At 74.9% G+C, this 14864-nt stretch carries 14 protein-coding genes; 9 read left to right on the top strand and 5 right to left on the bottom strand.

Going from position 1 to position 14864, the window contains the following annotated elements; all coding sequences use genetic code 11:
* Nucleotide 1: 1 nt before the first annotated feature.
* Nucleotides 2–1393, bottom strand: coding sequence for a sugar ABC transporter substrate-binding protein (locus tag AB0Q99_RS21975; RefSeq protein ID WP_363574259.1), 1392 nt, complete (start codon nt 1391–1393; stop codon nt 2–4).
* A gap of 96 nt (nt 1394–1489) precedes the next feature.
* On the opposite strand from AB0Q99_RS21975, the gene gcvPA reads away from it, so the two are divergent.
* The 5 genes from gcvPA (at nt 1490) to AB0Q99_RS21950 (ending at nt 7143) form a co-directional block, all read left to right on the top strand.
* On the top strand, nt 1490–2848 hold the full coding sequence (gene gcvPA / locus AB0Q99_RS21970) for an aminomethyl-transferring glycine dehydrogenase subunit GcvPA (protein WP_363574257.1): 1359 nt from the start codon (nt 1490–1492) through the stop codon (nt 2846–2848).
* Nucleotides 2845–4446 (top strand): aminomethyl-transferring glycine dehydrogenase subunit GcvPB, encoded by a 1602-nt coding sequence (gene gcvPB, locus AB0Q99_RS21965; RefSeq protein ID WP_363574255.1) that lies wholly within the window; start codon nt 2845–2847, stop codon nt 4444–4446. The genes gcvPA and gcvPB overlap by 4 nt, the downstream gene beginning before the upstream one ends.
* Nucleotides 4443–5570, top strand: a complete 1128-nt coding sequence (locus AB0Q99_RS21960; protein ID WP_363574253.1) for an NAD(+)/NADH kinase — start codon at nt 4443–4445, stop codon at nt 5568–5570. The genes gcvPB and AB0Q99_RS21960 overlap by 4 nt, the downstream gene beginning before the upstream one ends.
* A gap of 64 nt (nt 5571–5634) precedes the next feature.
* Nucleotides 5635–6381 (top strand): SDR family oxidoreductase, encoded by a 747-nt coding sequence (locus AB0Q99_RS21955; RefSeq protein ID WP_363574251.1) that lies wholly within the window; start codon nt 5635–5637, stop codon nt 6379–6381.
* 108 nt (nt 6382–6489) lie between these two features.
* Nucleotides 6490–7143: a GntR family transcriptional regulator gene (locus AB0Q99_RS21950; protein WP_363574249.1), complete on the top strand. Its 654-nt coding sequence runs from the start codon at nt 6490–6492 to the stop codon at nt 7141–7143.
* Between the two features lie 50 nt (nt 7144–7193).
* On the opposite strand, the gene AB0Q99_RS21945 is transcribed toward AB0Q99_RS21950, so the two are convergent.
* The 4 genes from AB0Q99_RS21945 to AB0Q99_RS21930 form a co-directional block, all read right to left on the bottom strand.
* Nucleotides 7194–7904 (bottom strand): hypothetical protein, encoded by a 711-nt coding sequence (locus AB0Q99_RS21945; RefSeq protein ID WP_363574247.1) that lies wholly within the window; start codon nt 7902–7904, stop codon nt 7194–7196.
* 133 nt (nt 7905–8037) lie between these two features.
* Entirely contained in the window at nt 8038–8790 is a 753-nt protein-coding gene (locus AB0Q99_RS21940; RefSeq protein ID WP_363574245.1) for an MBL fold metallo-hydrolase, read from the bottom strand.
* 83 nt (nt 8791–8873) lie between these two features.
* Entirely contained in the window at nt 8874–9878 is a 1005-nt protein-coding gene (locus AB0Q99_RS21935) for a helix-turn-helix domain-containing protein (RefSeq protein WP_363574243.1), read from the bottom strand.
* A gap of 365 nt (nt 9879–10243) precedes the next feature.
* Nucleotides 10244–11350, bottom strand: coding sequence for a hypothetical protein (locus AB0Q99_RS21930; protein ID WP_363574241.1), 1107 nt, complete (start codon nt 11348–11350; stop codon nt 10244–10246).
* A gap of 115 nt (nt 11351–11465) precedes the next feature.
* On the opposite strand from AB0Q99_RS21930, the gene tsaA reads away from it, so the two are divergent.
* The 4 genes from tsaA to AB0Q99_RS21910 all read left to right on the top strand — a co-directional run bounded on the left by tsaA (nt 11466) and on the right by AB0Q99_RS21910 (nt 14725).
* Nucleotides 11466–11912, top strand: a complete 447-nt coding sequence (tsaA, locus tag AB0Q99_RS21925; RefSeq protein WP_363574239.1) for a tRNA (N6-threonylcarbamoyladenosine(37)-N6)-methyltransferase TrmO — start codon at nt 11466–11468, stop codon at nt 11910–11912.
* Between the two features lie 95 nt (nt 11913–12007).
* Nucleotides 12008–12754, top strand: coding sequence for a hypothetical protein (locus AB0Q99_RS21920; protein WP_363574237.1), 747 nt, complete (start codon nt 12008–12010; stop codon nt 12752–12754).
* Nucleotides 12755–12779: 25 nt separating this feature from the next.
* Entirely contained in the window at nt 12780–13403 is a 624-nt protein-coding gene (locus AB0Q99_RS21915; RefSeq protein WP_363574235.1) for a GNAT family N-acetyltransferase, read from the top strand.
* Nucleotides 13404–13834: 431 nt separating this feature from the next.
* Complete coding sequence (locus AB0Q99_RS21910; protein WP_363574233.1) at nt 13835–14725, top strand: S1 family peptidase; 891 nt, start codon at nt 13835–13837, stop codon at nt 14723–14725.
* The last annotated feature ends 139 nt before the right edge of the window (nt 14726–14864 follow it).

The raw sequence follows: 14864 nt of genomic DNA, 5'->3' as shown, positions 1-14864 counted from the left end.
CCTACGCGGCCGTCTGGCGGCCGGTCGCGGTGGCGATCTGGCGGGCGGCGGAGCGCAGGACGGTGCCCGGGTCGGCACCGTTGTGCAGCACCTGGTTGACGGCGGTGGTGACGATGTCGCCGGCCTTGGCGTCGTCGGCGGTGCGCTCGACGGTGGGGATGGCGCGGGCGAGGTCGGCGAACAGCCGCATGACGGACTGGCCCGCGTAGTAGGGGGAGGGCTGCTGGAAGTAGGGGTCGTCCAGGGCCGGGAGGAAGGCGGGGAAGAGCCCTTCGTGCTGCATCATCGAGGCCTGGTTGGCCTTGTCGGCGAGCAGGTGGGCGAGGAACGCCCAGGCGGTCTCCGGGTTCCGGCTCTGCGCGGTGACGCAGAGGGTGGAGCCGCCGCTGTTGGAGGTGCGCGGTCCGCCGGGGGTGAAAGCGGGCAGCGGGACGACGCCGAACGTGCCGCTGAGGTCGGCCAGATCGGTCGTGAGGGTGCCGTCCCACCAGGCGGCGGTGGGGGTGGTGGCGGCCTTGCCGTCGTGGGTGCCGGAGACCAGGCCGTCCCAGCCGTTCTCGAAGTCGACGAGGTCGCGGTCGACCAGCTGTTTCAGCAGGGTGAGGGCGCGTTCGGCGGCGGGTGAGGCGACGGCCACCTTGCCGTCCACGAACCAGGCCTGGCCCTGCTGTTGGAGCAGCTGGGCGAAGAGGCTGTCCCGTTTGCCGTCGAGGATGAGCAGCTTCCGGCCGGTGGCGGCCTTGAGGGTGGTGCCGGCGGCGAGGTAGTCGTCCCAGGTGGCGAGGGCGGCCGGGTCGATGCCGGCCTGCTGGAAGAGGTCACGCCGGTAGAACAGGGCGCACGGGCCGCTGTCCCAGGGCAGGGCGAAGACCCGGCCCCCGGCGTCCGTCACCGTGCGCCAGGCGGCCTGCGGGTACTGCGACCGCAGGCCGCCGGCCCGGCCGGTGAGGTCGACCAGGGCGTTCGGGAAGTTGCCGAGGTAGCTGGGCAGTTTGTGGCCCTCGACGGTGAGGACGTCGGGCAGTCCGCTGCCGGCGCCGAGCCCGACGGTGATCTTGTCGTAGGCGTTGTCGTAGCCGATGTCCAGGACCTCGACGGTGGTTCCGGGGTGGGCCTGCTCGAAGGTCCGGCCGAGCCGTTGCAGGGCCTTGGCCGCGGTGTCCCAGGACCAGACGGTGACCTTCCCGGTGACGGCGGTGCCCGGGCTGCCGGTGAGCCGTTTGGCGTCCGCGGGACCACCGCCGCCGGTGGCGCAGCCCGTGGCGCCCGTCAACAGCGCGGCGCCGCCCGCGAGTCCGGCGGAGAGCAGTCGGCGACGGGACGGAGATCGACCGAACTCCCGCTGCTCACGGGCGGGTTGGGGATGTTCTCCGGGCCGGGTTCGTGCGGACATCTTGCCTCCCGACTGGTGAATGCCGAATGCTGTATACAGAACTCAGCATTCAGAAGCCCGTCAAGGCTTGCGACGGAAATCGCGGAAGGTGCCGGCATGAGCACACGCGTTCCCCGAACCCACCCGTACATCCCCAACTCCGCCCCGCAGGTGCGGAAAGCGATGCTGGCGGCGGTCGGCGCCCAGGACGTCGAGGAGTTCTACGCCGACATCCCGGCCGCGCTCCGGCTGGACCGCCCGCTGCGGCTGCCCGAGCCGTTCCGCTCCGAGGCCCGGCTGGTCGCACACCTGGAGGAGCTGCTCTCCCGCAACACCGCCGTCCCGCCCGGCCGCAGCTTCCTCGGCGCCGGCTGCTACCGCCACCACGTGCCCGCCGTGGTGGACGAGATCGTCAACCGCAGCGAGTTCCTGACCGCCTACGCGGGCGAGCCCTACGAGGACCACGGCCGCTTCCAGGCCCTGTGGGAGTACCAGTCGCTGATGGCCGAACTGCTCGCCGTCGACGTCGTCAACGTGCCGACGTACGACGGCTTCCAGGCCGCCGCGACGGCGCTGCGGATGGCCGGACGGGCGACCGGGCGGCACCGGCTGCTGCTGGTCGGCGCGATCGACCCGGACCGGCTCTCCCGGATCCGCGACTACACCCGGGGCGCGCACCGGCTCCACCCGGTGACCGCCGATCCGGCGGCCGTCCGGACCGCGCTCGCGGGCGGCGACGTGGCCGCCGTGTACGCCCAACTCACCGACCACCGCGGCCGGGTGGACCCGGCGCTGCCGGAGTACGTCGAACTCGCCCACGCGGCCGGAGCGTTGGCGGTCGTCCAGGTCAACCCGCTGAGCCTCGGGGTGCTCAGCCCGCCGGCCGACCTCGGCGCCGACCTCACCTGCGGCGACCTCCAGCCGCTCGGCATCCACCCGAGCTTCGGCGGCGGCAACGCGGGCTTCATCGGCAGCCCCGACGACGAACGCCTGGTGGCCGAGTACCCGAGCCGCCTCTTCGGCCTCGCCCCCACCGACGTCCCGGGCGAGTACGGCTTCGGCGACGTCGCGTACGAGCGCACCTCCTTCGCGCTGCGCGAGGAGGGCAAGGAGTGGGTCGGCACCGCCGCCGCCCTGCACGGCATCGCCGCCGGCGTCTACCTCGCGCTCATGGGTCCGCACGGCATGCGCGAGATCGGCGGGACCGTCCTCGCCCACACCGCCTACGCCCGGCAGCGCCTGGCTCAGGTGCCCGGCATCGAGCTCGACGACCCCGCGGCCGTGCACTTCGCCGACTTCACCGTCCGCTACACCGGCGCGCGCACCGCCGCCGAGATCGCCGACGCCCTGCTCGCCCGCGGCCTGCACGGCGGGACGCCGGCCGGCCCGCGCGAGGGCCGGTACTGCGTGACCGAGCAGCACACCCGGGCCGACCTCGACCGCCTCGCCGACACCCTGGAGGAGATCGCGAAGTGACGAATCGTCAGCACAACGAACCGGTCGATGCCCGGATCGCCCGCAAACCCGCGCTGCGCCGCTTCCACCAGGCCCGCTGGGACGAGAAGCTGGTCTTCGAACTCGGCGCCCCCGGCGAACGCGGCGTCCTGCCCCCACTCCCCGAGCCCGCCGTCACCGCCGCCGTCGGCGACCCGGCCGACCGGCTGCCCGCCGCGCTGCGCCGCCGGACCCCGCCCGCGCTGCCCGAACTCGGCCAGCAGCAGGTGCTCCGACACTACCTGCGGCTCTCCCAGGAGAACCTCGGCGCCGACCTCAACGTGGACGTCGGACAGGGCACCTGCACCATGAAGTACAGCCCCAAGGTCAACGACACCTTCGTCCGCGACCCCCGGATCTCCGCCCTGCACCCGGCCCAGGACGCCTCGACCGTCCAGGGCGTGCTCGAACTCGTGTACCGACTGGAGCAGTTGCTCAAGGAGATCTCCGGCATGGACCGGGTCAGCCTGCAGCCCGGCGCCGGCTCCGCCGCGATCTGGACCAACGTCTCCGTCATCCGCGCGTACCACGCCGCCCGCGGCGAGGCGGAGCAGCGCGACGAGGTGATCACCACCGCCTTCTCGCACCCCTCCAACGCGGCCTGCGCCAAGACCGCCGGGTACCGGGTGACCACCCTGCACCCGGACGCCGACGGCTACCCCGACCTCGACGCGCTGCGCGCCGCCGTCGGCCCGCGCACCGCCGCGCTGCTCATCACCAACCCCGAGGACACCGGCATCTACAACCCCCGGATCGCCGAGTTCGTCCGGATCGTCCACGAGGCCGGCGGCCTGTGCGCCTACGACCAGGCCAACGCCAACGGCATCCTCGGCATCACCCGGGCCCGCGAGGCCAGCTTCGACCTGTGCCACTTCAACCTGCACAAGACCTTCTCCACCCCGCACGCCTGCGGCGGCCCGGCGGCCGGCGCCTGCGGCGTCACCGCCGAGCTGGCGCCCCACCTGCCCTGCCCCACCGTCGAGTTCGACGGCGAGCGGTACCGGCTCGACCACGACCGGCCGGAGTCCATCGGCAAGATCCGCCCGTACCTGGGCGTCGTCCCCAACCTGGTGCGCGCCTACGCCTGGATCATGTCGCTGGGCGCCGAGGGCCTGCGCGAGGCCGCCGAGACCGCCGTGCTCAACAACAACTACCTGCTGCACCGGGTCCGGCGGATCCCCGGCGTGTCCGTCCCGTACGCCGAGGGGCGGCCCCGGGTCGAGCAGGTCCGGTACAGCTGGCAGCGGCTCAACGAGGACACCGGTCTGCACAGCGAGGACCTCGGCCTCCGCGCCGCCGACTTCGGCACCCACTACTGGACCAGCCACCACCCGTACGTCGTCCCCGAGCCGATGACCCTGGAACCCACCGAGTCCTACTCCCGGGCCGACCTGGACGAGTACGCGGCGATCCTCGCCGAGGTCGCCCGCGAGGCGTACGAGGACCCGGAGATCGTCCGGACCGCCCCGCACCGCTCCACCGTGCACCGGATCCGGCCCGAACCGCTGGACGACCCGGCGGTCTGGGCCGTCAGCTGGCGTGCCTACCGCCGCAAGGTCCTCGGCGAGCAGCAGCCGTGACCGGACCCTCCGTCGGGCTCGTGGTCAACCCGGTCGCCGGTCTCGGCGGCCGGGTCGGCCTCAAGGGCAGCGACGGCGCCGAGATCCAGCGGCGGGCCCGGGCGCTCGGGGCCCGGCCGGAGGCGGTCCGCCGGGCCTCGCTCACCCTCCGGCACCTCCCCGGGGTGGAGCTGATCACCGCCGCCGGGCCGATGGGCGCCGACGCCGCCGCAGCCGCCGCCCGGCCCGCGCGGGTGGTCCACCGGCCCGCCGGCCCGGACACCACGGCCGCCGACACCCGCGCGGCGGTCCGCGCCGTGGTCGCGGCCGGTGCCCGACTGCTGCTGTTCTGCGGCGGTGACGGCACCGCCCGGGACGTCCTCGACGCGCTGGGCCCCGAGCCCCGGCTGCCCGTCCTCGGGATCCCAGCCGGGGTCAAGATGCACTCCGCCGTCTTCGCCGTCCACCCCCGCGCGGCCGCCGAGGTGGCCTCCGCCTGGGTGACCGGCCGCGGCGTGCGGCTGGAGCCCGCCGAGGTCGTGGACCGCGACGAGGCCGCGCTGCGCGAGGGCCGGGTCTCCGCCCGGCTGTACGGCCGGCTCACCGTCCCGGTGCTGCCCGAGCGGGTCCAGCAGCGCAAGACCGGCAGCACCGGGCCCGACCCGGCGGCGCCCGCCGGCCTCGCCGCCGAAGTCGCCGAACGGGTCGGCCCCGGCGGGCTGCTGGTCCTCGGCCCCGGCAGCACCACCCACGCCGTCGCCACCGCGCTCGGCGCGCCCGACGCCAGCCTGACCGGCGTCGACCTGCTGCGGCTGCTGCCCGACCGCACCGCCCGCGTGCTGCTCCGGGACGTCCGGGCGGACCAGCTGCGCGCCCTGCCCGCCGCCCCCTGGATCGCCCTCTCCCCCATCGGCGGCCAGGGCTTCCTGCTCGGGCGCGGCAACCAGCAGCTCACCCCCGAACTGCTGCGCGCCGCGGGCCGGGAGCGGCTGCTCGTCCTCGCCACCGAGGCGAAACTCGCCGCCCTGGCCGGCCGCCCGCTGCTCCTGGACACCGGCGATCCCGCGCTGGACGATGCCCTCTCCGGCCACGTCCGGGTGATCACCGGCCGCCGCTCCGGCGCCGTCTACCGGCTGTCCGCCTGACCGATCCGCCTCATCCGCCCGCCCGACCGATCCGCCTGAATCCGACCCGCAGAGGAGCTCCCCCATGATCGACCTGCACGGCAAGCGCGCGATCGTCACCGGCGCCGCCTCCGGCATCGGCCGGGCCACCGCCGCCCTGCTCGCCGAACTCGGCGCCGCCGTCGTCCTCGCCGACCTCGACGCCGAGCGCGGCGAACCGGCCGCCAAGGAGATCGGCGGCACCTTCGTGCACTGCGACGTCTCCCGGCGCGCCGACTGCGAGCGGGCCGTGCGCACCGCCGTCGACCAGCACGGCGGTGTGGACGTGCTGTTCAACAACGCGGGCATCATCCGCCGTTCCACCGTCACCGGGATCACCGACGAGGACTGGGACCTGGTGATGGCCGTCAACGTCCGCTCGATCATGCTGCTGAGCGGGCTGGTCGTCCCGCTGATGGCCGCGGCCGGCGGCGGCAGCATCGTCAACACCGGCTCCGGCTGGGGCATCAGGGGCGGCGCCCGGGCCGTCTCGTACTGCGCCTCCAAGGGCGCCGTGGTCAACATGACCCGGGCCATGGCCATCGACCACGGACCGGACGACATCCGGGTCAACTGCGTCTGCCCGGGCGACACCGACACCGGCATGCTCGCCGAGGAAGCCCGTCAACTCGGCGAGAGCCCCGAGGCCTTCTACGCCGACGCCGCCGACCGCCCGCTCGGCCGGATCGGCCGCCCCCGGGACATCGCCCAGACCGTCGCCTTCCTGGCGAGCGACGCCGCCGCCTTCATCAGCGGCGCGGTCATCGCCGTCGACGGGGCCGGCACCGCCTGAGCCCGAGCCCGCCCGGCACCCCGCACGACCCGCGGTCGTCCGGGCGGCCGGGCGGAAGCACCGGTCGCCCGGCCGGTACGCTACGGAACCGGACAGAAGGGAAGCCCGATGGCGATCGAGCGGCGGCCCCTGCGCGAGCAGGTGAAGGACGAACTCCTGGAGCAGCTCGGCCGCGGCCGGTTCACCCCCGGCGAGTCGATCAACGAGGTCCAGCTCGCCGAGGAACTGGGCGTCAGCCGGACCCCCTTGCGCGAGGCCCTGATCAGCCTGGAGCGCGAGGGCATCATCACCAGCGAACGCGGCAAGGGCTTCCGCTTCGCGCCCACCGGCAAGCAGGAGTTCCTCGACCTCACCGCGATCCTGATCGCCCTGGAGTCGCTGGCCCTGCGCACCTCCGACCCGGCGCACCTGTCCGCGATCGCCCCCCGGCTGCTGGCCGAGGCCCGCGCCTTCTCCGCGCCGCAGGCCCCGCACGGCACCATAGAGCGCTACGACGACGCCTGGCACGCACTGCTGCTCTCCGGCTGCGCCAACACCCGGCTGCGCGAGATGATCGACTCGCTGAAGCTGACCCTGCACCGCTACGAGCGGGTGGTGGTCGGCGACCACGAGATCCTCGAACGCGCCGCCGAGGAGCACGAGCGGATCGCCCAGTGCCTCCTCGACGGCGACACGGAACAGGCCGTCACCGCCTTGGAGGCCAACTGGACCAGTGGCATGGAGCGGATCCTGGAGCGGCTGCCCCCGGTCGGCCCGCGCTGAGCCCGCCCGACGGCGGCGTCCGGCTGTGCGACGGTCCGGCGGTCCGGCTCCTACCGGTAGGGCGCGAAGCCGGCGTTGGTCTTGCAGCCGAGGTTTTCGAAGGTGCTGACCTTGGTGTCCGGGTCGGTGTAGGTCAGGTGGTACTTGCAGGCGCCCTTGAGGTACCAGCCCTCGACCCCGCCGGGGAAGTCGATCTCCTTGTTCCAGAGGTAGGGGGACTGGTAGCTGTTGAGCCGGGCGGTGGCGTTGACGTCGATGCCGCCGGGGGCGTAGATCTCGTAGACCCAGCCCGTCTTGTCGGCCCCGTACGTGGCGAACTTCTGGGCCACCCACATCTCGCAACTGGTGCTCAGGTGCGCGCTGTTCTGCCCGCCGCCCTGGACGATGTACTCGGCGAGGGGGGTCACCTGGTCACCCCGTGGGGTGAAGCCGGTGCGGAAGATGTCCTCCACGTTCTCGCGGGTGTCGCCGCGCCAGAGCGTGTTGACGTCGTTGCGCCACTGCCAGCGCTCGTTCGTCGCGACGGAGGCGACCGTCTGGGCGATCTGCGGCTCGGTCGTGGTGCGCCACCAGTCCGAGGCGCGGTAGTCGCGGACCGGCCCGCAGGGGGTGGTCAGGTCGTCGTCCGCGGCCGCCCGCACCGTGGGTACGGCGGGCACGGCGGGCGCGGCCGGGGAGGCGGCGGCCGGGGAGACGGCGACGGCGGAGACGGCGGAGGCGAGCGAGACTGCGGCGAGCACCCGCAGAGCGGCTTGCAACATGGTGAGAGCCCATCAGTTGATCAACAGGACGGGCCCTTTATAGGCGCGCCGACCGGCGCGCGACGGCAGCGATACGCCGGGACCACCCACAGGGGTGGATTAGTCGTACAGCGGCGCGATCGTCGGCGGACGGCTACCCCAGGAGCTCCGGCACACCCGGGGTGAGCCAGTGCAGGCGGTCCGCCAGGCCCGCCGCGGCGAACTGCGCGGTGGTCGCGTCCCGGCCCTCGGTGAAGTGCTCCCACGAGGCGTAGTGCACCGGAACGACCCGGCGCGCCCCGAGCGAGGCGGTGAGCGCGACGGCCTGCGCCGCGTCCATGGTGATCAGTTCGCCGCCACCGAAGGCCTCGATCCGGGCCGCGCCGAGGTGCAGCAGCGCGGTCCCGACGGTGAACCGCCGCCCCACCTCGTCCAGTTCGGGGATGTGGACGGTGTCCCCCGAGACGTAGAGGACCTCCTCCTCGCCCGGCACCTCCACCACGAAGCCGGTCACGTCCCCGACCGGCCCGTGCAACCCGGGCGTGCCGGTGACCCGCAGGCTCCGGCCGTCCACGGTCAGATCACGGCTCTGCCAGGGCGCCAGGCCGAGCGCGCCGCCACCGAGTCGGCCGGCGCCGCTGACCGTGGTCAGCACCGGGCGCCCGGCGAGCAGGGTGCGGCCGGTGGCGTCCAGGTTGTCGGGGTGCTCGTCGTGGCTGAGCAGCACGGCGTCCACCGGCGGCAGCTCGTGCGCGCCGACGGCCGGCCCGCCGGTGCTGCGCAGCACCACCGGGTCGCGCCGGTACTCGGCGGGCGCCGGGTCGAAGACCGGGTCAGTGAGCAGCCGCAGCCCGCCGATCTCCAGCAGGACGGTGGCGGTGCCGATGTGGGTGGCGGTGATCTTCATGGTCTTCCTTCGGTCCGTCGGTAGGTCGGTTCGGTAGGCCGGCTCGGTCGGTTCGGTCGGTCGGTCGGTTCGGTCGGTTTCCGTCACTTCGCGGTACCGACGCGGAAACGGCGCCGGTAGTCCCCGGGGGTGGTCGAGAGGCGGTCGCGGAACACCCGGTGCAGTGTCTCGACGGACCCGAAGCCGCAGGCCCGGGCGATGCCCGGCAGCGGGTGGTCGGTCCGTTCCAGCAGTCGGCGGGCGGCTTCCAGGCGCAGCTCCTCCACGTACGACCCGGGGGTGGTGCCGGTCTCGGCGCGGAAGACCCGGGCGAAGTGCCGTTCGCTCATGGCCAGCCGGTCGGCGAGCACGGGGACCGACAGGTCGGCGTCCAGGTGCTCACCGATCCACCGGCGCAGGCTCCGCAGCTCGGCGCGGCCGCCGGTGCGGTGCGCCAGCGGGACGCTGAACTGGCTCTGCCCTCCGGGGCGTTGGAGGTACATCACCATGATCCGGGCGATCTCCAGCGCGAGGTCGTCGCCGTGGTCCTCCGCGACCAGGGCGAGCGTGAGGTCCATCGCGGTGGTCAGCCCCGCGCTGGTCCACAGCCGCCCGGAGCGGATGAACACCGGGTCGGCGTCCACCTCGACGGCCGGATGGTCGGCGGCCAGCCGCTCTGCGGTCGCCCAGTGGGTCGTCACGCGGTGCCCGTCCAGCAGCCCGGCCGCCGCCGCGACGTGCGCGCCCGCGCACACCGAGGCGACCCGCCCGGCCCCGGGGCCGACCTCCCGCAGCCAAGCCACCACCGCCGGGTCGACCCGCGGCACCGGCCCGTGCGGCCCGAGGTCCACCCGCCCCGGCACCAGCACGGTGTCCGGGCGCACCCGCGCCCCGTCGAGCGTCGCGGTCACGTACAGCGGCACCCCCGAGAAGGTGTCCACCGGCCCGCTCCGCTCGGCGCACACCCGCACCTCGTACCCGGGCCGGTCCGGCGCCAGCAGCCGCCCGGCCAGGGCGAGGACCTCGGCGGGCCCGGTCACGTCGAGCGCGTTCACCCCGGCGAAGACCGGGATGACGACCAGGTGCGGCAGTCGGAGTGCGTCGTCCATGCCCCCACCCTCGCCCGGGGGCGGTGATGGCGGCAATGACGGGACTCTGCAACATCCGGCCATCCCGCCGCCCGTCCGAACGCCCGTCCCCGGAGAACTCCTCGCTCCCGGGCCGAGACCGGTCTGATCCTCGTCCGGATCACCGTCCAGGTGCCGCGGCGTCGACGGCTCCGCGAGTCCCGGCGCCCACCCGACGACCAGGGTGGAGTCCCACCACCGCGTGTCCCGACGGCGAAGCCGCCGCAGGCCGCGCCCGGGGCTCCCCCGCCCGCGACCACTCCCGGATCTCCTCGGCCGAGGCCCCACCGACCGCCGTCCCGTGTGCCCCCGTCCGCGCGGGCCGGGCCCGACGGCCGGCGCGGGGCTCACGGGCGGTGGTCGTCGCAGTACCAGCCGCCCGGGTACAGCCGGGCGCCCGGGGCGCCGCACGGGGTCCACCCGGCGGAGCAGTGGCCCACGCGCACCGGCGGGATCACCCGGCCGGCCGGCGGCGGGACGCTCACCGTCGGCGGCACGCCGTACGGCTCCCCGGTGTCCCGGGGCGGCAGCGGTGGGAGGCCTGCGCCGCGCCGCCGGGTGCGGCCCCGGACGCACTCCTCCGCGCGCCGGCCGGTCGAGGAGCCGCGCTGTCGGGGGATCAGCGGCCGGGTGTCCGGATCGGCGAGCTGCCCGCCGTGGGCGACGAACCGCCGCCGGTCCTCCTCGGGCACCCAGAGGCGCAGCGTGCCGCCGGAGCCGGTGCACAGGGCGACCGGGACGTAGACGCCCGCGGCGACCCTGCGCACGAAGTCGTCGATCCGCGGGGCCAGCACCTCCCAGTACGGGTGCCGGCGGTGGCAGCGGCCGCGGCCGCGGACCGGGCAGGGCCGCGGGTCGGTGCGGTCGCACGGCAGCAGCCGGAGCGTGCGCACGCCGCCGCGCACCAGCAGGTCGCGGTCCTCCCGGATGGCCTGCGCCGGCAGGTCGTCGGTCCGCGCCCAGGGCACCCGGTCGATGAGCGGCGCCTTCGGGTCGACGGTGTGCCAGACCGCGGTGATGCCGTCCTGCCGCGCGATCCGGTTCCGCCGCCGGACGGACTGCGCGGTGGCGTAGGACAGTTGGGGCTCGAAGCCGAAGCGGCGGCCGTCCGCGCCGGTGACCAGGACGGCGGTGCGGAGGCGGCCGTCGGCCGTGCGGGGCTCGATCTCGACGGCGTGCCCGTCGCTCGCGGCGGCGCGGGCGTAGCGCTCCTGGTAGGCCTCGCGCTGCTCGTTGCGCGGTCCGTCCTGCGACCGGCGGTGCGGGTCGTGGTGGGTGGCGGTGCGCGGGCCCCGCCGGAGCGACGGGTACGTCCACTCCGGCCGGTCGGCTCGGTCGGGGTCGAGGTCGGGGTCGAGGTCGGGGTCGGGGTCGAGGTCGGGGTCGGGGAGGCGGTCGGGTTCGGTGTTGAAGACCGGCTTGCGGATGGGGAGTTCACCGTCGTACTCGTTCATGGCGTCTCATCTCTGCCATCGACCACGAGAGGGAACCTCCAGTCTGCACCCGGCCACGGACGGCCGGGCCCGCTACGGTGCGGGCAGACGGAGTCCCGGGTGCACGGAGGGCGCAATGGCGGACAGGGGTTTCCAGGGGCGCGGCGAGCGGGAGCGGCGCTTCGAGGTGCGGGAGATCGGACGGGTGGAGTCGCCGCTGCTGGAGCGGGCCGGGGCGCCCCGGCAGGGGGACGAGGGCGGGCCGGAGGCCTGGGTGGTGTTCGACGCCTCGGTGGACCGGGGGGTGCGGGACCTGACGGTCGGGCAGGAGGTGCTGCTGCTGACCTGGCTGGACCGGGCCGACCGGGAGGTGCTGGCGGTGCGTCCGCGCGGGGACCGCTCCCGGCCGGAGACCGGGGTGTTCGCGACCCGCTCGCCGGACCGGCCGAACCCGATCGGGCTGCACCGGGTCACCGTCCTGGCCGTGGACGGCCTGCGGCTGCGGGTCAGCGGCCTGGAGGCGATCGACGGCACCCCGGTGCTGGACGTGAAGCCGGTCCTGCCGGCGGTCGGCGAGCGGTAGCGGCCCGAGCGGCGACGGCAGCCCGGACGTACGTCGCCGGAGGGGCCCCGAAAGGGCTTCGCCCTCGGCCGCCCGACCTGGCAGGATCTCCCGCCATGACGCGAAGCGAGACCTCCGCCCCCGGCCGGGGGCGGAGGCGCGGCCGGGGGAAGCGGCGCGGCCGGGGCACCGAGGCCGACCCGCCGTGGCCGCGCCGGCCGCTGCTGACGGCCCTGTGGATCCCGGCCGCCGCCGTCCTGCTACCGATCGGCGGGGCGCTCGGCGCCTTCGGGCCGTGGCTGCTGGTGCCCTCGCTGGTGGTGGTCATCACCGGGTTGGTCGGCCTGCTCTACGCCCTGCTCAGCCTGTGTCGGTCCGCCGCGCTGCGGCTGGTGGCCATCGCGCTGGTGCTCTCCCCGCTGATCGGCGTGCCGCTGCTGGCCATGAACACCGCGCAGGCCGCCGTGCTCGGCCTGCGCGGTGTCGCGCACCCGGGAACGGTCACCGGCGTCCGGGTGAGCCACGGCAAGACGACCTCGTACTCCTGCGCCGTGCGCTACGAGGACGACCCGGGGCACGGCAGCTCGGTGACCTGCGGCGCCGGGGACACCGTCGGCGAGCACGTCAGCGTCACCGAGGACCCGGGCGGCCTGGTCGGCCCGGAGTTCACCGGGGCCGCCACCGGCGGGCGTTTCGACCTCTCGCTGCTGGGCCTCTCCGACGCCTCCCTGCTCGCCGTCGCCGGTACGGCGGCCGGCCTCGGCGCCCTGCTCCGCCTCCTCCGCACCCGCGCCGCCGCCCGCCCGCCGTGGCCCCCGCAGCCCCCGCAGCCCCCGCAGCCGCCGAATCCGGTTGCCCGATGAAACGGGCACGGACCATCCTCTCCCCATGGAACCCACGGAACCCACGGCACGCACGGAACCCACGGCCCACCCCGCCTCCCCCCGGCCCGTCATCGCCCTGGGCGAGGTGACGCTGCGCCGCTTCGCCGGCGAGGCGGACCTCCCGGAACTCCTCACCGTCATCGAGGAGTCGCTGGAGCACCTGCGCCCGTGGATGGCGTGGGTCGCCGAGCACAGCCGCGCCCAGACCGCCGAGTACCTGGCCACCCGGGCGGAACGCTGGGCGAGCGGCCGGGACTTCGCGTACGCGATCGTGCGGGACGGCGCCATCCTCGGCGCCTGCGGGCTGTACCGGCGCGAGGACTCCCCGGACGGCGCCTGCGAGATCGGCTACTGGCTGCACCCCGGCGCCACCGGCCGCGGGCTGGCCACCCGGGCTGCGGCGGCCCTGGTCGAGCAGGCCTTCCGCCTGCCCGGGGTGGAGTACGTCGAGATCGTCCACGACCCGGCCAACCGGGCCAGCGGCGCCGTCCCGGCCCGCCTGGGGTTCACCGCGCACCTGCTCCGCCGCTGCGAGGCGGTCGCCCCGGCCGAGACCGGCGAGGAGCAGGTCTGGCGGCTCACCCGTGCCCAGGCCGCCGCCCGGAGCGCCACCCGAGTCCGGGGGTGACCCCGGCGGTCCGCCGCCGTGGGGGGAGCGTGCGGACCGCCGGGCGCGCTCGGCCGGACGGGACGATCCGGCGGCGCACCGGGAACGGACGCGGCGGAGGTGTACCTCCGCGCGGAGCGCCCCGTATCGAACTCCGCTGACCCGCCGCGGACCCTCACCCGCGGCATCGTGCGCCCGTTCCCGCACCTGGGAGACCGCACCGGACCGCACCGATAACACTTTTCCCCGTGCACTCCGCCGACCGCGCACGGTCGGCCGACACCCGGCCCGGAAGCTTGTACCGAAAGGTCCGTTTCCTGATACTTCCGGTCAGCGCCTGTCAGGGGCAGATCATCCGTCGCGCTTCCGGACAGCACGGCCGGGATCAGCCCGCCGTCTGACCGCGCCTCACGGCCCTGAACCCCAGGGGCCGCACTCCCAGGAGGAGATCGGTGAGGACCAAGCGCGGGACCCCCCGCCCCGGCACCACCCGACGCCGCACCCGCCTGCTCGCCGTCGCCCTCGGCCTGCTGACCGCCACCGCGGTCGCCGTGCCGGGCGCCGCGGCCGCCCCCGCCCGCACCCCCCAACCCGAACAGCTCGCCGCGATCAGCGAGGCCGTCCTGCACGCCGAGGTCGACGGCACCGCGTGGTACATCGACGAGGCCGCCGGGCGCGTCGTGGTGACCGCCGACAGCACGGTCTCCACGGCGGCGCTCAACCGGCTCACCCAGGTCTCCGGCGGCGACGCGTCCGTCCTGACGGTCCGCCGCGTCCCCGGCGCCTTCACCCCGCTGGTCTCCGCCGGCGACGCCATCTACGGCGGCCAGTACCGCTGCTCACTCGGCTTCAACGTGGCGGACTCCCACGACCACTACTTCCTCACCGCCGGACACTGCGGGAACGTCGCCGCGCAGTGGTACACCGACGCCGCCCACAAGACCCTGATCGGCCCCACCCTCTCCTCCACCTTCCCGGGCCACGACTACGCGCTGGTCCGCTACGACAACCCCGCCCTGAGCCACCCCGGTGGCTTCACCTCCGCCCCGAACGCGGTCCTCGGCGAGCAGGTCAAGCGCACCGGCTCGACCACCGGCACGCACAGCGGCCGGGTCACCGGGCTCAACGTCACCGTGCGCTACAGCGGCGGCGGCGGCACCGTGCGCGGCCTGATCCAGACCAACGTCTGCGCCGAGCCCGGCGACTCGGGCGGCCCGCTCTTCGACGGCACCAAGGCGCTCGGCCTCACCTCGGGCGGCAGCGGCAACTGCACCGTCGGCGGCACCACCTTCTACCAGCCGGTCAACGCCGCGCTGGCCGCCTACGGCGTGAAGGTGTACTGACCCCCCGTCTCCCCTCCCCCGGACACCGTCCCCTGACCGTACGGCCCGCCGACCGCCTACCGCGGCCGGCTGGCCTCCTTCCAGCAGATGGCGATCGTGCTCGGCATCACCGTCTCCCAGCTCGCCAACTGGGCGCTCA

It is taken from the genome of Kitasatospora sp. NPDC086791 (assembly GCF_040685975.1).
GTDB lineage: Bacteria > Actinomycetota > Actinomycetes > Streptomycetales > Streptomycetaceae > Kitasatospora.
The sequence above is the reverse complement of the archived record's forward strand: the minus strand, read 5'-3'. Positions and strand labels throughout refer to the sequence as shown.